11 protein-coding genes are annotated in these 18,116 nt (G+C 71.7%); 4 read left to right on the forward strand and 7 right to left on the reverse strand.

Going from position 1 to position 18,116, the window contains the following annotated elements; genetic code table 11:
• Window positions 1-71 precede the first annotated feature (71 nt).
• Window positions 72-1,091, reverse strand: coding sequence for a metallophosphoesterase family protein (locus tag OG309_RS01490; protein ID WP_329417573.1), 1,020 nt, complete (start codon window positions 1,089-1,091; stop codon window positions 72-74).
• A gap of 303 nt (window positions 1,092-1,394) precedes the next feature.
• Window positions 1,395-1,616 (reverse strand): DUF7489 domain-containing protein, encoded by a 222-nt coding sequence (locus OG309_RS01495; protein ID WP_329417576.1) that lies wholly within the window; start codon window positions 1,614-1,616, stop codon window positions 1,395-1,397.
• A gap of 233 nt (window positions 1,617-1,849) precedes the next feature.
• On the opposite strand from OG309_RS01495, the gene OG309_RS01500 reads away from it, so the two are divergent.
• Entirely contained in the window at window positions 1,850-3,361 is a 1,512-nt protein-coding gene (locus OG309_RS01500) for a DUF4246 domain-containing protein (protein WP_329417578.1), read from the forward strand.
• 120 nt (window positions 3,362-3,481) lie between these two features.
• On the opposite strand, the gene OG309_RS01505 is transcribed toward OG309_RS01500, so the two are convergent.
• Complete coding sequence (locus tag OG309_RS01505; RefSeq protein ID WP_329417580.1) at window positions 3,482-3,928, reverse strand: MarR family winged helix-turn-helix transcriptional regulator; 447 nt, start codon at window positions 3,926-3,928, stop codon at window positions 3,482-3,484.
• Window positions 3,929-4,046: 118 nt separating this feature from the next.
• On the opposite strand from OG309_RS01505, the gene OG309_RS01510 reads away from it, so the two are divergent.
• The 3 genes from OG309_RS01510 (at window position 4,047) to OG309_RS01525 (ending at window position 9,875) form a co-directional block, all read left to right on the forward strand.
• Window positions 4,047-5,174, forward strand: a complete 1,128-nt coding sequence (locus tag OG309_RS01510; protein ID WP_329417582.1) for an NADH:flavin oxidoreductase — start codon at window positions 4,047-4,049, stop codon at window positions 5,172-5,174.
• Window positions 5,175-5,883: 709 nt separating this feature from the next.
• Window positions 5,884-8,484, forward strand: a complete 2,601-nt coding sequence (gene lanKC / locus OG309_RS01520; protein WP_329417584.1) for a class III lanthionine synthetase LanKC — start codon at window positions 5,884-5,886, stop codon at window positions 8,482-8,484.
• 464 nt (window positions 8,485-8,948) lie between these two features.
• Window positions 8,949-9,875 carry a serine hydrolase gene (locus OG309_RS01525; RefSeq protein ID WP_329417586.1) on the forward strand — a complete coding sequence of 309 codons (927 nt, stop codon included), beginning with the start codon at window positions 8,949-8,951 and terminating at the stop codon, window positions 9,873-9,875.
• Window positions 9,876-9,957: 82 nt separating this feature from the next.
• Here the strand turns inward: OG309_RS01525 and OG309_RS01530 are convergent, their stop codons facing one another.
• The 4 genes from OG309_RS01530 to OG309_RS01545 all read right to left on the reverse strand — a co-directional run bounded on the left by OG309_RS01530 (window position 9,958) and on the right by OG309_RS01545 (window position 18,010).
• Entirely contained in the window at window positions 9,958-10,374 is a 417-nt protein-coding gene (locus OG309_RS01530; RefSeq protein WP_329417588.1) for a hypothetical protein, read from the reverse strand.
• Window positions 10,375-10,697: 323 nt separating this feature from the next.
• Entirely contained in the window at window positions 10,698-11,180 is a 483-nt protein-coding gene (locus OG309_RS01535; protein WP_329417590.1) for a helix-turn-helix transcriptional regulator, read from the reverse strand.
• 171 nt (window positions 11,181-11,351) lie between these two features.
• On the reverse strand, window positions 11,352-11,762 hold the full coding sequence (locus OG309_RS01540; RefSeq protein WP_329417592.1) for a VOC family protein: 411 nt from the start codon (window positions 11,760-11,762) through the stop codon (window positions 11,352-11,354).
• 158 nt (window positions 11,763-11,920) lie between these two features.
• Complete coding sequence (locus OG309_RS01545; protein WP_329417594.1) at window positions 11,921-18,010, reverse strand: DNRLRE domain-containing protein; 6,090 nt, start codon at window positions 18,008-18,010, stop codon at window positions 11,921-11,923.
• Window positions 18,011-18,116: the final 106 nt, after the last annotated feature.

The following is an 18,116-nucleotide window of genomic DNA, read 5'->3' on the forward strand; positions in this document are numbered from 1 at the left end:
GCTCGGTCGCGTCGGGCCCTGCCGGCGCGAAGAGGGCGCCGGGACTCCGGCGCCCTCCGGTCACACGTGGCTCAGATCCGCGTCGACAGCGGGACGGTGATCTGCTTCAGCCAGGAGCCGGCCGCGAAGTCTCGTGCCTTTACGACGACGCGGTCGTGGAAGACCTCGACCTGGAGGCCCTGGTTGAACGTGCCGGGGACGGACACCTCCCCGCCCTTGCCGTCGTCCGTGTATCCCGTCTGCACCGCGCCGGTGTTGATGACGGAGAAGCCGTCCAGGTTCGCGGTGCCGGGCACCACCCTGCGGACGTACCAGTCCGAGAGGGCGAGGTCCCAATGCGTGTGGCCGCAGAAGAGGAAGACGTCGCGGTGTCGGCCCAGGATCCCGAGGAGCCGGTCCGACTGGAGGTAGTCGCGCGAGTAGAGCTGGTTGTGGCTGCCGGAGACGGTGTTGGGGAGCGGGTGGTGCGTCACGACCATCACGGGCTTGCGGCGGTGCGCCCAGTGCGCGAGGCGCTGCTCGAGCCAGGTGAACTGCGCCTCGCTGATCCACACCTCGTCCCACAGCTCGGGGTCGTGGTAGTGCATGTACTTCTCGGTGCCGAGGCTGAGCACCGGGATGCCGCCGAAGGAGTGCTCCGCGTACACCGTGTTGCGGCCGGCGAAGGTGTAGAAGCTCTTGAAGAGCGAGTCCTCGGTGGTGCCGTTGGGCCAGGTCGCCTGCGCGAGGGTCGCCGGGTCGCGCCACTTGGGGACGTAGAACTCGTGGTTTCCGATGGCCCAGGCGAGCGCCCTCGGGTGGGTGTGGTGAGCCAGTTCGGCGCTGACGGCCGCGTACTCGGCATCGTACCCGCGCGGCGTGATGTCGCCCGCGATCGCGAGGCCCGAACTCCGGGGGTTGGTCCGGTTCATGTCGTCCAGCGCCACACCGAGGTCCCGGAGGTCGCCTTGGATGTCGCTGATGACGTTGAACGTGGTGAGCGGGCGTCCCTCACCGGCGTGTGCGGGCGTGGCCGCGCTCGCCGGTATCCGGGAGGCGGCGACCGCACCCACCGCTCCTGTGGCGACGGTGAGCAGAGATCTGCGATCCACGGAAAGTTTCCTTCCGACGGGCGGCAGCCGCCGACGGGCGCCCCTGCTGGCGCGCCCAGCCGCTCAGCCCCCGCACACGCTCCCGGGGCCACCGCTCTTTGAACTAGACCCGTTACGAATACGCAGCTTGATCGACCCGCTGCCCGCTCCGAGGTGTCAGTTGCGTGAACGCGTCTCGACGACGGGCCTGCTGCGGTGATGACACACCCTGGAACCGGCTCGCCTGGGTGCCACCAGGTGCTCAGCCGCCTTGGGCCGGTTGTTCGCGGAAGCCGCTGCCCGTGGCGCGGACTCGTCCGGGGGCTACCCCTTGGCCGGTTCGGTGCCCGGCCGCTTGACGACCCGGTCGTCGACTTCGAGCGACCTCCAGAGGCGGCGGCCGATCCTGACCTTCACGAGTTCGCCGTCGGCCAGGCGCACTTCAACGAAGTGGTACATGTTCGAGCCGTCGAGCATGCCTCGGGTCTTACCCGTGACGATGCCTTCCCAGGCGTCATCCTGTCCTGCTTTGCGCGATTTCATCATGTTCTGGAGTCTACGAGGACCGGCCCGCCACCTGGCAGGTCCTGGAGTCACCTCCTGGCGATGACAAATGTCATGGCCGCGGCCGGGCTCGGGCCGCTGGAGCAGATCCGTATCCTCGTCGAACCGGCCTGGACCGCTCCGGACCGGGGGCCCGGTGGGTGCGCGAGCACGGCCCCGCCCGGTCCGGTCCGGTTCTTCCCGCCACCGCACACCGATACAGAGGAACAAGAGACTTGACCGCGCTGTCCGCTTTCCCGCTGCCCTTTCACGCCCCGCGCTCCCGGCCGTTCGCGTCGCCACCCCGGACGCTGCGGGAACTGGAGATGATGGAGTGCAGCGCGCACATCCGGGCGAAGTCGGGGTGGTTCGACAAGAGGAACGACGCCGGGATCGTCGCCCGGTGGACCGAGGAGGCCCTCGCCCAGGGCCTGACCGAGGCGCAGGTCCGCTATGTGCTGGACGAACTCGCGTACTACGCCACGCTGCGGGACGCGCGGACCGGCGTCGAGGTGTCCGCCGTCGACGGTGTCTGGCAGTCGGACACGCTCGTCGACGACGCGCTGCGTTCGCGGCTGCGCGAGGCGGTGCGGGTTCTGGAGGAGGTCCCCGAGGAGGAACGCGACTGGCATCCCGGTTCCGAGGGGAAGGTCCTGGATCTGGTGCACCCGTCGCTGTTCTGTCTGGTGCGCGAGGTGAGCGGGGCGCCCGAGCAGGCGTGGCGGAATCCGTCCGACCGCTATGCGAAGTACGAGTTCTCGGAACGGTTCCAGTGGCTGCCGACGGAGGTCGACGTCGACGACGACGGCGGTGTCGCCTTCCGTTCGTACGTCAACAACGTGCACCCGGAGCGGCACCGGGAGCTGCTCTCCGTGCTGCCGGACGTCTTCGCCCGGATGCGCCCGCTGCTGGAGAACGTGCTCACCGACCTACGTCATCCGCGGCCCCTGCGGATCGACGTCGATCCGTACGGCTGGTACGACTCCGAGCCGACGTACCCGACGAGGTCCGCCTACAGCGATGACGCGGCCTACGAGGTAGCGCGCCAGGCCTGGTCGGAGGCGCACGACGAGTGGTGGGAGAACCGCCGCCCGGTCGTCCCGGACGCCCCGGCCTTCACCGCGCCCGAACGGCCCGCCGCGTCCGCCCGCGTCGACCTGCGCGGCCGCCGCCTCCAGGTCATCGTCAAGGTGGCCGCCATCCATCTCACCCCGGACAGCCCCGAGTACGCCGGCGGCTCCTGGCACGTCGAGGGGATGTCGAACGAGCGGATCGTCTCGACCGGCCTCTACTATTGGGACAGCGAGAACATCACCGAGAGCCGGCTGAGCTTCCGGACCGCACTCGACGACCCGGAATACGAGCAGAGCGACGACGACGGCGTGCGCGAGGTCTACGGCCTGGAGAACGAGGACGCGCTGAACCAGATAGCGGGGTCCGCGTCGACCCCGGCGGGCCGCTGCCTCGCGTTCCCGAACGTGCTGCAGCACCGCGTCGGCTCGTTCCGCCTCGCGGACCCCACCCGTCCGGGGCACCGGAAGATCCTCGCGTTCTTCCTCGTCGACCCTTCGGAGCGGATCGTGTCGACGTCCGACGTGCCGCCGCAGCAGCCCTGGTCCGACAGCTCGACCATGACGCTCGACGAGGCCAAGGAGTACCGCGAGCAGCTCATGCGGGAGCGCACGTTCTTCGTCGACGAGCACAACGAGCAGCTCTACGAGCGGGAGTTCTCCCTCTGCGAGCACTGAGCGCGCCCGCCCGCCCCGAGAAGGCCGCCCTACCGGGGTGACCTGGGGCGGACCGGGATGACCACTGCCTGACCGCTGCCCTACCGGTGTGACCTGCGTGAACCCGCGCGGGTCACCCGGTCAGGTCGCGGGCCGGCAGCCGAAGACGCGTTCCAGCAGGAGACAGAGGGCGTCGCGCTCCTCGGCGGCGAGCCCGTCCAGGCCGTCCTGCGTGGTGCGCATCTTCGCGCGGATCGCGTCGGTGACGCGCTCGCCCTCGGCGGTGAGGATGACGTTCTTGACGCGCCGGTCGGACGCGTCGGCTTCGCGGTGCACCAGGCCGCGCTTCTCCAGCCGGTCGACGATGCCGGTGATGTTGGAGGCGTCGCAGGTCATGGTCTCGGCCAGCGCGCGCATCGCGGCGGGGCCGCGGCGGAGCACGGTCAGCGCCTTGGCCTGGCTCGCGGTGAGGTTCTCGCTCGCCGCCGCGACCGTGAAGTCGCCGAGGTAGACGCCCCAGGACATCGAGAGCTGCTCCATGAGCCGGTCCGTGTCGACGGGCGCTTCCGCACGAGGAGCTTCTGTCATGGGACCCATTCTATCCCGAGAAACTTGACCATCTCAAGCATGTGGCTCTACCTTCGCCCTATTGCATGAAGTTCTCAAGCATCAAGGTTGTCAAGTAAACGCCATAAGGAGCGCCCCTGTGACCGTCACCGCGTCCCCCGCCTCCCGCGCGGCCGAGATCCTCTCCCGGCCCGTGGCCCTGAACGGCCTTACCGTCCCGAACCGCATCGTGATGGCGCCGATGACGCGCATGTTCTCCCCGGGTGGCGTGCCCGGCGAGGACGTCCGCTCGTACTACGCCCGCCGCGCCGCCGCCGGCGTGGGCCTGATCGTCACCGAGGGCACCTACGTCGGCCACGATTCGGCCGGGCAGAGCGACCGTGTGCCGCGGTTCCACGGCGAGGAGCAGCTGGCGGGGTGGGCGAAGGTCGCCGAGGACGTGCACGCGGCGGGCGGGACGATCGTGCCGCAGCTGTGGCACATCGGCATGGTGCGCCAGCAGGGCCAGGCGCCCTACCCCGACGCCCCGGCCATGGGCCCCTCCGGCATCCGCACCGACGGCACCGAGGGCACGGGCCAGGCGATGACCCTCGGCGACCTCGACGACGTCATCGGCGCCTTCGCCGAGGCCGCCGCGGCCGCCGAGCGCATCGGCTTCGACGGCGTCGAGCTCCACGGCGCCCACGGCTACCTCATCGACCAGTTCCTGTGGGCGGGGACGAACCGGCGCACCGACGCGTACGGCGGCGACCCCGTGGCCCGTACGAAGTTCGCCGCCGAGATCGTGGCCGCGGTCCGCGCGTCCGTCTCGTCCGACTTCCCGGTGCTCTTCCGCTACTCGCAGTGGAAGCAGGACGCCTACGACGCCCGGCTCGCCGAGACCCCGGAGGAGCTGGAGGCGATCCTGACGCCCCTGGCCGCCGCCGGTGTCGACGCGTTCCACGCCTCGACCCGCCGTCACTGGATCCCCGAGTTCGACGGATCGGACCTCAACCTGGCGGGCTGGACCAAGAAGCTCACCGGCCGCCCCACCATCACCGTCGGCTCGGTCGGCCTCGACGGCGACTTCATCCACGCCTTCGCGGGCGAGGGCGCGCCGGTCCAGGGCATCGACGAGCTCCTCGACCGTCTGGAGCGCGACGAGTTCGACATGGTCGCCGTCGGCCGCGCGCTGCTCCAGGACCCGGAGTGGGCGGCCAAGGTCCTCGCGGGCCGGACGGACGAGCTGAAGCCGTACGACGCGGCGGCGGTCAAGACCCTGAGCTGAGGACCGCGCCGCAGGCGCTGATCGACCGCCGCGGCGGCCGGGAGATCGCTCCCGGCCGCCGCGGCGGCGTGTCCGCCCGTCCCGGGGCCGATGCGTACCGGCCGGCCGTCGTACGGTCCGTGCGCGGTCCCTTCAACCTGGTCGCGGACCCCGTCCTGGACACCTCGGCCCTCGCGCGCCTGTTGAACGCCCGGACCGTTCCACTGCCCGCCGCGGCGGCCCGCACCGCCCTGGCCGCGGCCTGGCGACTGCACCTGGTCCCCGCCGCGCCCGGACCGCTCGGACGCCGTCCTGCGACTGCCTCTCCTCGACGCGGGCCGGGCCGGTGACGAGCTCGGCCGGGCCCCGTCGCGTACGTCCACGGAGGCGGTCAGTGCCTTCCTGGAGGGCCTGCGCCAAGGGGCCGGACTGGACACCCCGCCCCTCGCGGGGACGGGTCCCCGGGCATAGCCAGGCACCCCCGAACGGCATCGGGAACTCCCCGGCCGTCGCCACCCCGGCCCTCCGACCGGCGAGCACAGCAAGGGTGTCGCCCGGTTCGTCACGCGGCGACGCCCCACGTGAGCACCGCGCGGCGCCCCGGAGGCGCTCGCACCCGGCGCCGTCGTACACCGCCGCCGGAACCGCCTCCGCACCTGCCGGTCCTGACGTCCGGCCCGCGAGACGGTGGTGACGGCCCACCATCACCACCGCCCTGTGAGGAGATCCCGTGCTCGAAGGCTTCGGCGAGGCGCTCGCGGACCGGGAGTACTACCTGCCGCTGGCCGGCGTGGCCGACCCCGGGCCGCGCTTCGCTCCCGGCGAGGTTCCGCCGGGCCTGCGCGGCTCCGCCCAGGGCATCTGGACGGTCTGGGGCAGCCCGCGGACCGGGCTCGCCGAGCAGGGCTGGAAGATCCACGTGTCGGCGCGGCTGGACCGGGCGCAGCACGTGCTCGACACGGTCGCCGAGATCTGCTTCTCCGAAGGCGTGCCGTTCAAGCACCTGAGCGCCCGGCTGTTCTTCCTGTTCCTCCACCACAAGCACGCGCCGCGGACCCAGGCGGGCAAGTTCTGCGCCGTCTACCCTCCGGACACGGCGACCGCCGGCCGGCTGCTGGAACGCCTGCGCGACGCGCTCGACGGGGAGGAGGGGCCGTACGTCCTCACCGACCGGCGCTATCGCGACTCGCGGACCGTCCACTACCGCTACGGCTCCTTCGACGGCGCCCGCAGCCGGCTCCGGGCCGACGGCACCCGGGAGGGGATCCTCCGCGACGGGTCCGGACGCGAGGTCGTGGACTCCCGGCTGCCCGTGTTCCACCTGCCCGCGGGGATCACGGACCCCTTCGTCGAGCGGGAGGAGCAGCCGCACGCGGGCCCGATCCTGATCCGCGACTACGAGGTGACCGGCGCGGTCCGCCTGAGCAACGCCGGCGGCGCCTACCAGGCCCGCGACCGGCGGACCGGCCGCGCCGTCTTCCTCAAGGAGGCCCGCGCCCACAACGGCCTGGTCTTCGACGGGACCGACGCGCAGCAGCGGCTGCGGCACGAGTACGAGGTGCTGCGCGAGCTGCACGCCGCGGCCCCGGGCGTGGGCCCGGAGCCGCTGGACCACTTCACGGAGTGGGAGCACGACTTCCTCGTCACCGAGTACGTCGCGGGACAGCCGCTGGTGGGCTGGCTGAGCCGGTCCTCCCCGCTGGCCCGCGCCGACCGCACGGCCGAGTCGGTCGCCGCCTACTACGCGGCGTGCCGGCGGCTGCTGGCCGCGCTGGACGCCTCTCTTGAGCGGCTGCACGCCGCCGGCTACCGATTCGGCGACCTCAGCCTGGGCAACGTCCTGGTCACGCCGTCGGGCGGGGTCCGGCTGGTGGACTTCGAGGCGGCCTCGGCGCTGTCCGCTGCCCCGTCCGGGATCGGCACTCCTGGGTTCACGCCACCGCCCGGCCTGCGCCGCTCCGACAGCGATCCGCTGCTGCAGGACCGGTACGGCACGTCGGCGGTCGCGCTCGCCTTCCTGGCGCCGTTCAACGAGGTCGCCGAGCACGCGCCCGCCAACCTCGCACTCCTGCGCCGCGATCTGGCGGACGTGGCTCCGCCGCAGGACCTGTGGCAGCGGGCGACCGTCTTCCACCTGACGAAGGAAGGGGCGCAGGACCGGAACGTTCCCGACTGCCCGCTCTCCCCCGCCGATCCGGACACCGATCCGCGCGGCCGCCTCACCCGGCTCGCCGAGGAAGTGGCCGCGGGGCTGCTGGAGATGGCCGACGCCGACCGGCCCGACTGGGCCTTCCCGCCCTCGCCGGAGGCGTTCCGCACCAACAACGTGTGCCTGGCGTACGGCACGGCCGGGGTGGTGCACGCCCTGCACCGCGCCGGGGCCACGGTCCCGGAGGAGATCCGCGAACGGCTGCGCCGCGACACGCTGGCGCAGCGCGGCGCCCTGCCCCCCGGCCTGCTCGTCGGCTCGGCCGGCATCGCCCAGGTGTTGGCCGGCCTCGGCCTGTTGGACGAAGCCGTCGACCTGCTCCGCGACGCCGACGGGCACCCCCTCACGGCCTCCTGCGCCACGCTGGCCGGCGGGCGGGCCGGAGTCGGCCTGAGCTGGCTCACGCTGCACCGGCTGACCGGGGAGAGCAGCCACCTGGAGCGGGCCGCGGCTGCGGGGGAAGCCCTCCTGCGCACCCCGGACCTGCCGGCCGCCCTCGGCGAGCACGACGCCCGCGGCCTGCTCCACGGCCGCTCGGGGCCGGCCCTCTTCCTCCACCGCCTGGCCCGCGACACCGGCGAGGCCCGCTTCCTGGAGGCCGGCCGCCTGCTGCTCCACCAGGAGCTGGACCGGACCTTCCCGCTGGACGACGGCAGCCTGTCCCTCTCCGACAACGCGCAGCTCACCCGCGCCATGCCGTACCTGGCCACGGGCGCGGCCGGTCTCGCGACGGCACTCACCCGTTACGTGGCCACCGCGCCGGACGAGCGCTGCGCCGCCGCCCTGCCGCGGCTGGTCTCCGGCATCCGGGTCTCCTGCGCCACGAAGGAGGCGGGCCTGTACCGGGGGCTGGCCGGACTGACCTGGTTCCTGGCCGAGCACGCCGAGCTCACCGGCACGGACGCCGCCCGCGGGGACGCCGTGCGCGCCGCGACCGGACTGCTGAAGTACGCCGTTCCGCACCGGCGCGGTGTCCGCTTCCTCGGAGCGGGATCCCAGCGCTTCACCGCCGACCTGTCCAGTGGCGGGGCCGGTGTCCTGCTGGCGCTCCACCGCCTGCTGTCCGGCCCGCCCCTGACGGGGCACCGGCACGCGCGTCCCCGGCTCCCGGCAGCAGCCTGACGTCCCCGGACGCGCCCCCCCATGAACCCCTGGGCACGGCGGCGAACGCCGCCGCGCCCAGGTACGCAGTGACCGACCGACCGTCACGACCCCGACAGGAAAAAGGAGATCATCCAATGAGTCAGATCCTCGCGCTCCAGACCCTGGACACCGAGCAGGAGACCCACGCCCTCGTTCCCTGCTTCAGCGTCGCCTGGAGCATCAGCGACATCTTCCCCGAGCCGATGTAGCAGGCCGATACCGTGAGGGCCGGGAGCGGGCGGCATGGCGCCCCTTGTCTCCCGGCTCCCGGCTCCCCCGGTGTGCCGGCGGGCCCCCGCAGATCATGGAATCCCTCACCGGAGAGTCTCCGGCTCTTCCAGGCGCACCGTGGTCGGATTCGTACGCAACCATCCGGGCCCACAGGAGTCATGTAAAGCGAGTACGCCATCGGCGTGTTCGCTTCACTTCCAAGGGGGACCCGCATGACTCACCACATATCCCTGCGCGCCCGCGTCCTTCCGGTCGTGGCCGCCGCCGGGATGCTCGTGCCTGTCGTCGTCGCAGGCGCGGCGCCCGCTTCCGCCGCTCCCGCGCCGCAGGTCAGCTGTACCTCGGGCAAGGCCGGGCTCGCGTCCAAGCTCCAGCGGGACATCACCGCCGCTCTCGCCGGTCGCACCGGTACCGTCGCCGTCGGCGTGCACGACCGCACCACGAACACCACCTGCACCCTGCGCGCCACGGTCTCGTACGACTCGGCCAGTGTCGTGAAGGTGACCGTCCTCGCCACGCTCCTCTGGGACGCGAAGAAGCACCATCGGTACCTGACCACACGCGAGTCCCATCTCGCGAACGCCATGATCACCAAGTCCGACAACGCGGCCACCACCGCCCTGTGGAACCAGCTCGGCGTCAGCAAGGTGAAGGGGTTCCTGGCGGCTGCCGGGATGACGCGGACGGTGCCGGGGTCCGGCGGCTACTGGGGGCTCACCCGGATCAACGTCACCGACGAGCAGCGGCTGCTCTCCCTGCTCACCACCAGGAACACCGTCCTCAGTGACAACTCCCGTGCCTACATCCTCAAGCTCATGGGGAACGTCATCACCTCCCAGAAGTGGGGGACCCCCGCCGGCGCGCCCTCCACCGTGTCCAAGCATGTCAAGAACGGCTGGCTGCAGCGCGCCTCACGCGGCTGGCGCGTGCACAGCGTCGGGGTGTTCCGGGGCGGCGGCCACGACTACACGATCTCCGTGCTCAGCGACGGCAACAGCACGATGAACTACGGCGTGCAGACGATCCAGGCCGTGGCCAAGGTGATCCACCGGGACCTGGTGCCGACCGCTCCCGCCGCGTCGCGCTACACGCCGACCACCTCGCCGAGGGAGGCCTACGTCGCGGTGCCACGGGGCTGACGCCCTGATCCCGTACGAGAATTCACGGGCATGAGCCGGTGGGGCGGGGCGATGGACGCGCGCCCGCACCGCCTCAACGGCCTCAGGACCTGGCCGCCGGAGCGTGCGCGGCCGCCCCGGTGGGCGGGGCCTGGCAGGGCAAGGTGACGGTGACGACGACGCCCCCGTCCTGACCGGCCTCCATCTCGCCCCTCAGGGAAATGCTGTACGGGTCGGGCTTGTGGACGGCCTCGAAGTCCCCGGCGGGCGAGGTGGACGAGGTGGACCCGCCGGCCGAACCGGACTCGTCCGGGGTGACCTCGAAGCCCTCGTCCGCGAGCTTCTCCCGCAGCGCCCGGAGCACCTCGTGGCGCCGGTCATCCGTGACCTTCAGCTGGGTCGCCGAGCTGAGCTCATACGCCTCACCCTCCTCGGCCAGACCGGCCCCCCGCCCCGGGCACCTGTAGTAGGCGAGGACGTTGATCCACGGATTCCGCTCAAGGCCCGTCAGGTCGCGCACCTGGTCCTGGACCCGCTGCGCCCGTGTCAGCGCCGCCTCCCGGGACTCGACGCGCGTAGGCTCGCTCGGCGTTCCCGGTCCCCCGCCGGGTGACCCCACGAGCGAGCATGAGCCGAGCGTCAGTGCGCCTGACACCATCAGCACGGCCGCCCCGGCCGCTCGTGCGGCCGCCCCGGACTTCCGAGCCGTCGATCTGGTCAGCAAGTGCGGTACTCCCCCGTGGACAGGCGTGCGTTTCCGACGTCCGGATGCTAGGCACCACCAGGAAGAATCCGCACGCGATTATGAGCATGACGGGTTGACCCGTACGGCAGGGCCAGGGGTCAGGACGGCATGGGGGCGAGCGGTACGGCGGCCTGGGCTTCTCGGTTCCTGACCGGTCTCGCGACGTGCTGCGCCACGCACGCCGGCATCCCCTCCAGCTTGGCCGCCGCATCCGCCGCTTGCCGCCGAAAGGCCTCGGGCGGCATGCCGACCAGCTCTGTGAAACGGGTGGTGAACGCGCCCGGCGACGCGCAGCCGACCGCGACGCGGACCTCCGTGACGCTCAGGTCGCCCCGTTGCAGCAGCGCCGCCGCCCGCTCGACGCGACGCGTCATCAGATACGCGTACGGCGACGCACCATAAGCCGCCCGGAACTGCCGACTGAGATGCCCCGCGGGCATGCTCGCCTCATGAGCGAGCGCCTCCAGGTTCAGCGGCTGCGCGTACTGCCTGTCGATCCGGTCACGGACACGGCGCAACCTGGCGAAATCAGCCAGACGCTGCGCCTGGACACGTGCACGTCCCCACTCAGGTCGACACATGAGACTCCTCCCCTCCCTCTGTCCTCTTCGTTTCCAACGAGGTCTTCGAGCGTCCGGGGCACCCGCCGAAGTGGGCGGCCCGGACGCCCGTCCGTGTGAACCGGCCCGCCGGCCCCTACCGGCCGCCGGCCTGGCGACGGCCCTCAGGGCCGCATCGCCACCCCGCACGGCTCAGCGCAGCTCCTGGAAACGGACCAGGTTGCCCGCGGGGTCGCGGAATGCACAGTCACGGACGCCGTACGGCTGCTCGGTGGGCTCCTGGACGACCTCGGCGTCCCCCGCCTGCACCTTCTCGAACAGCGCGTCGAGGTCCGGGGTGGCCAGCAGGATCCAGCCGTAGGTGCCCTTCGCCATCATCTCGGTGATCGTGCGGCGCTCGTCCTCCGTGACACCGGGGTCGGCGGCAGGCGGCGCCAGAAGGATCGACGTACCCGGCTGACCAGCCGGACCCACCGTGATCCAACGCATCCGGCCCTGCCCGACATCGCTGCGCACCTCGAATCCCAGAACGTCGCGGTAGAAGGCGACCGACGCGTCCGGGTCGACATGCGGAAGGGAAACCGTGTGAATGGTGATGTCCATGCCCAGCAGACTAAGCCCGGCTCCGTGACCGGCGCTTCTCCGAACCTGACCGATCCGCACACACCTCACGCAGAGGTCGCGCGTGCGGCCCCCTGATCGCTCAGGGGGCCGCACGGTGGGTCAGATGCCCGGGGGTGCCGGCTCAGGCCGGAGCGGTGTCAGAAGCATGGGGTGTTGCCCCATGAGACGTATCCGGAGAGGTAGACCCTGCTGTAGGCGCACTTGCGCTTGTTGATGGCCTGGCGTGCGTTCCACGCCCCGGCGTAGATGGCGCCCGCCACCAGCCAGCCCCACGGAGGCGGTACGAGGAACCTGATCCAGTACGTGGAGAGGGTGCTCAGCATGATGGAGAACGTGAAGTCACGGTCCCATCGGATACCGACGCTGTACCAGTTGCCGCAGCACAGCTGGACCCGCCACAGGCCGGTGAGGTCCTGGTTGGTGACGGGGTTCTGGTCGGCGTAGTCGTAGGCGTTGGCGCTTCCGTAGCGCACCGGGTCGGTGCTCTGGAAGCGGCCGGTGGCCGGGTTGTAGACGCGGACGCCCATGAGGATGCTGCGGGTGGGGGTCTCGGAGGACCGCTGGTAGCCGCCGAGCCAGCCGTAGCGGTCCGTACCGCCGGACTTGGGGTTCCCGTACTCGTCGTAGTCCAGGACCCGGGGTGCCTGGGACGAGTTGAGGGGAAGGGTGACGTTGATGTCGCCGTGCAGGCCGGTGAGTTCCAGTGCGACGGCGCCGGTGTCGGTGGTGACGGCGGCGAGGTTGCCCGTGGGGGCCGTCACCTGACGGCTGGTGCCTCCGGTGGTGGTGTTCTCCACGATCCAGCGGGGGTTGTCGCCGTCGGCTCCGTAGTGGTTGAGCTTGCTCGCGGTCGGGGACCAGGTGCCGGCGGTGTTGGTCTCGGTGGTCCAGCCGCGGAAGCGCAGGGCCGCGTCCAGCGTCCAGGTCTGCCGGCTGTTTCCGGCGGTCTGCTGCTGGGCGAGGTCGTTGGTGTAGTAGGCGGTGGTGGCGCCGGGCTGCGCGGTGGTGCGCCCGAGGGCGTCGTAGGTGTACCCGGGGTCGGTCAACCGATCGCCCGAGTCGTAGGTGTGGGCGGCGGTGGTGGCTCCGGAGGTCGTGCACGGGGCTCCCGGTGCGGCCTTGGTGGTGCCCTGGGCCGTGCGGTTGGTGTTCTTGTCGAAGGTGTAGGTGCGGGTCGTGCACACCCCGTTCGCGCTGTCCGCGACCTGCGTCAGGCGGCCGATCGCGTCGTAGGTGTACGCCTGGTTGGAGGCCTGACCGGGGGTGCCGGTGTGGGCGGCCCACCCACCGTGCGCGGTGACCGCGACGCTGTCGTTCATGACGGTGACGTGGTCGGCGTCGCGGGTGTAGGTGCGCGCGGTGAGGTTTCCGGCGGTGTCCTTGGTCTGCCGCATCGTGTAGCCGCCGGGCAGACCGCCGCCGACGGGTGCGCCGTCGGTGTCGTAGCGGGCGGTGAAGACGCCGGCCGCGGAGTCGTCGGTCGAGGTGAGCAGGCCGCGCGGGTCGATCGCCGTGTCGTAGGTGTAGGTGGTGGTGGACGGCGCGGTGTCGGTGACCTTGGTCGGTCGGTTCAGCGCGTCGTACCGGGTGGTGGTCACGCCGCCGTCGGCGTCGGTGTAGGAGATCAGGCGGCCGAGCCTGTCGTACGCCTTGGTGATCGTTCCCGCGGTGGGCGAGCCGCTGGTGGCGGGCAGGCCGGTCGCCGGGTCGTAGTCGGTGGTGGTGGTCGGGGTGGTGGTGCCGAGGCCGCCGGTGACGGTGACGGTGGTGGGCCTGGCGGCCGCGTCGTGGCCGGTGGTCGTGGTGCGGGTGACGCCGTTGGCGGCCTCCGTCACCTTGGTGGTCTGGCCGAAGAGTCCGTACTCGTGGGTCTTGGTGGCCAGTTGGGCGGGGTTCGATCCGCCGCCGGTGGTGTTCCCGGCGGGGCCGACGGTGCAGACGAGGTCGGCCCATTCCGGCCTGCCGCCGCACGGGCCGGTGCCGTCACCGCTGTAGTACGTGGTCACGGTGGCACCGGCGTCCGTGCCGTTGGAGGCGGGCAGGGTGGTCCTGGTGACGCGGCCTTGCGCGTCGTAGGCGGTGGTCTTGCTGAGGTTGAGGCCGCCGGGGTCCTGGGTCACGCTGGTGGCGAGGCCCTTGGTCCAGTCGTAGCCGGTGGCGGTCACCCGGGCGTCCGCGAGCAGCGCCGTGTTCACGCGCGGTTGTGCGCCGACGCTGGTCTTGGTGATCTCGTCGCGGGACACCGCGGTGCCGTCGGTCGGGCGGCCGGTGTCGAACTCGTTGACCGTGCGGGTCCTGGCCGCGATGGCGGTACCCGCCGCCGCCACGGTGGTGGAGCCGTCGACGAGGGCGCCGGCCAGGGTGATCATGTGGAGCGGGCCGCGGACCTCCAGTTCACGGGTGCCTTGCGGGCTGAACCTGCGCTGCGTCGACAGCTGCAGCGCGCGCTCCGCGGTGGAGAGCCCACTGATGCCCAGCGCGTCGAGCGCGGCCGTCGCGCCCGGCGCGCCGCCGAGGGCCAGCTCCCGGTTGCCGGCGGTGAGCTCCCGGACGAGGTGGCCGGTGCGGTCGTACTCGGTGGTGGTGATGCCTCCGCCGGGTCGGACGGTGTTCACCGGCCGGCCGGAGGCGTCGAGGTAGGTGGTCGTCGCGCGGCCGTAGGCACCGGCGCCGAGCTGCGGACCGTTGCTGGACGCCGGGATCTGGTCGGGCGGGAAGACCGCGGTGGCGTCGGTGGCGAGGTCGGTCTGGCCCCAGCCCGCGGCCGCCGTGGCGCCGAGGTTCTGCGGGGCGGAGGCGCCGGTGACCGGGACGCCGTAGACGAGGGTGGTCGTCGCGGTGCCGTCGGTCTGGTCGGCGCTGCCCGCGGCGAGCGTCGGGCGGGCCACGGACAGCAGCATGCCGTCGCCGGCCGTCGCCGACCCGCCGGCCTGCCCGTAGGCGAAGGTCCACGGCAGCTGGCCGGCCGGGGTGAGCTGGGTGACCCGGCCGGCGGCGTCGTAGGCGTAGGCGGTCTTCAGCGCGGGACTGATGCGCGGATCCCACACCTCGCGCAGGCGTCCGGCGCTGTCGTAGGCGTACCGGGACACCTCGGTCGCGGTCGACGCGGTGGCTCCGGGCACGGTGGCCCAGAGCCGGATCGTCTGGACCTGGCCCGTGTAGTCGCCGAGCGTCGAGGCGGTCGCGGTGGTGGTGTCGGCGTAGACGAACTCCAGGATCCTGCAGCCGCGGGCCGCCTGGTTCGCCTCGCAGGCGGCGAGGGTGACCGCGCTGCTGGCCGTGATGATCCGCTTCGGGCGGGCCAGCGTCCTGTTGTCGGATGTGGTGACGGTCTCGGAGATCACCTCGGTCGTCGAGTTGTTCAGGCCGTTCGACAGCGAGGTGGTCACGGTCCACACCGTCGCGGCCGGGGAGGCCTTGGCGAAGGTGGTGACGGAGCCGGCGCTGTCGGTGAGCGTGAAGACACCGGTGAAGGAGCCGGTGAGCGTGAGGTGCTCCGCCCCGGGTTCGGGTACCCATCCCGTGCCGGCGGTGTTCGCGGTGAATCCGATGGTGGTGCCGTCGTTCTTGACCAGGTCGACCGAGGTGTCCGACGTCCGGCGTACGGCGGTGTGGTCGGGGTTGGTCTTGGCCGCCTGGACTCCGGAGACCCACTCCTTGCCGAAGACGGGTGCCTGGCCGTCCTGCTTCGCACCGGCGTCCGGGGTGCGCGAGTTCGCGCTGCGGGTCACCGTCATGTCGAACGCCGAGGCGTCGTTGCCGCCCAGGTTGTAGCTGCCCGTCAGCAGGTTGACGGTGCCGGGGCCGACGCCGGTCGAGGCCGCCCCGTCGGCGGTGCGGTCCACGACGACGCGCAGGGCGTCCGCGCTGCCGTTGCCGCCGGGGCCCGTGAAGTCCGCCTTGATCTGGACGGCGCCGTCGGGGTTGGCGGTACTCGTGGCGTTCCACACCAGTTGCGGGCTCGCGCCGTCGGTGAGCGCGACCGGCCATGCGGACAGCGGCTGGCCCGCGAGGGTGACGTGGCCGGGCGGAATCGGCGCCCAGGGGTCCGCGTCGGAGCGGCGCCAGGCGAAGGTGACCTTGTCGTACTTGGAGGCGTCGGCCTCCGCGGCGAGCGGGAGGCGGGCCGGGGTGCGCTGCCCTTCGCCGACGGAGGTGATGCCGCCGGCGCCGACGTGGAAGACGTACGGGACCGCCTCGGACTTGTTGTCGGCCTTGTCGACGCTGCGGACCAGCAGGGTGTTGGTGCCGCCCTTGTCGGGGGTGACCTGGACCGTGACGGGGGTGGTGGCCCCGTTGGTGGCGACCTTGGTCCAGGTGACGCCGTCCAGGGACCATTCGATCCACTCGTGGTCGGCGGCCGGCGGGCTGACGGTGAACGCACCGGTCTGACCGATGCCCTTCACCCAGCCGGACGACGGGTAGTCCGTCGAGGCCACCGACGCGGGCGCGGACGGGGCGGTGGTGTCGACGGTGAACGTCCGCCACGCCGACCAGTCCACGTTGTAGTGGGTGCCGTCGTACGGGTTGGTGCGGAACCGGTAGGTCCTGCCGTTCTGCAGCAGCCCGGCCGGAACGGTCACCGAGACCGGCTGTCCGCTGGGCGCGTACGGGGAGACCAGCAGGTTGCCGATCTGCGTGTCCATGACGCCGTCGAAGATCTGGAAGGTGCCGTTGATCTGGTCGTTGTTGGTGTCGGTGAACGTGTCGCGCAGGTTCGGCGTCAGCGTGTTGACGACGTAGCCGCTGCCGTTGGCGAAGAACGGCGGCCCGGCCTGGAGGTCGGCGCCCGTCTTCGGACGGTAGTTGTACGTCACCGACAGCTTGGGGATCTGCGTCGCGGCGGCGTTGCCGGAGTAGAACCGCTTCCACGCCAGGGTGTTGGCCTCGTCGGTCGCGCGGATGCCCAGCCCCTGTCTGGCCACGGTGGTCTGACCCGCCCAGTACTGCAGCAGTGTGGTGACGTCGGCGTTGACGTACCCGCCGTTGGAGCAGTTCTGCCCCTTGGTCTCGGTCGAGGTGCCGTATCGCTGGTACCAGGTCGGCTGCGCGGTCCACACGGTGCCGGTGTTCGCGGTGCCGGTGTCCCACACCTCCCAGGACGTGGGCTTGGTGCAGTCCCAGGAGTGGTAGTTGAAGAGCGACAGCGTCGCCTTGGAGACCAGGGCGTCCTTGATCGGCGCCATGTCCCAGGTGATGAACGAGCGTGCCACGCGGGGCTTGGTGTTCGGACCGGGATCCGCGTAGTCGCCCGGCCAGCCGATCTTCAGATCGGTGGTGTTGGACTGGTCGACGGTGTCGCCCTGCTGGACGTAGGTGTCGAAGACGTCCGACAGGACGCCGTCCGACGGGTCGACGGTGACCGGGTACGTCGTCGCCGGGTCGGCCAGGAACCCGGCGTTCGGGGTCAGCCGCAGTTCGATGTCGTCACCGAGCTGCACCACCTTCAGGGCCACCGGCGCCTTGTGGGTGTGCTCCAGCGACCTGCGGTCGACGGTGGCGTCCCACATCACCGGAGCGGGCATGGTGGACAGCTTGCGTCCGGTCGCCTTGTCGGTGAACAGGACGGATCCGTCGCGTTGTTGACGTGCCGCCACTCCGGGTGCCTTGATCGGCAGCGTGAACGCCGCCGTTCCCGCGGGGCGCTTCCTGAGGACCAGGGACTGCTCGTATCCCGTGCGGGTCGCGTCGACCACCAGGTCGGCGTCCGGCAGGACGTTCCGGTACGTGGCCCGGGCGCCGTCGAGGGTGGGGGCCGGCAGGCCGCCCTTCCACTTCAGGGACATGCTCTTGCCGCCCGCCGACAGCGACAGGAGCTCCTGTGCGGGAGCCTGGGAGGCCGCCGCGAACGAGGGTGCCGCCGTCCCCTTCGGCCCTGACAGGGTCAGACCGCGCGGGTGCGCCTCGGAGGCGACCGTGCCGTCGGGACGCCGGGCGAACGCCACCTCGACGTCGACCCAGTCCGCGCCGCGGCGGAACCGGACCGGCCCCGCGGCCGTCTCCGTGGTGAGCGTCCCGTCCGGGTTCGCCCACGTCGTGGACGTCGTCGTGCGTGCGTCCAGGGCTTCGACGCGCGTACCCCACAGCTTCGCCGCGAGCCGCGCGGAGGCCACGTCGTCGACGGGTCCGCCGGGCTTGGGCGCGTCCACGGGCGGTTTCGGTTTCGCGGGCGCGGCGAAGGCCGCCTCGGAACCCGCCAGCAGGGTGATCGCCAGCGTGCCGGCCATCACGGCTGAGGTGAGACGCCGGGCACCGGGCCGTGGTGATCTCTCGCGCTGTCGCCGGGCGGATCTGAATGAGCGTACGGACATGATTCCCCCTCCTCGGGTGTCG

The sequence above is a fragment of the Streptomyces sp. NBC_01268 genome, assembly GCF_036240795.1.
GTDB lineage: Bacteria > Actinomycetota > Actinomycetes > Streptomycetales > Streptomycetaceae > Streptomyces.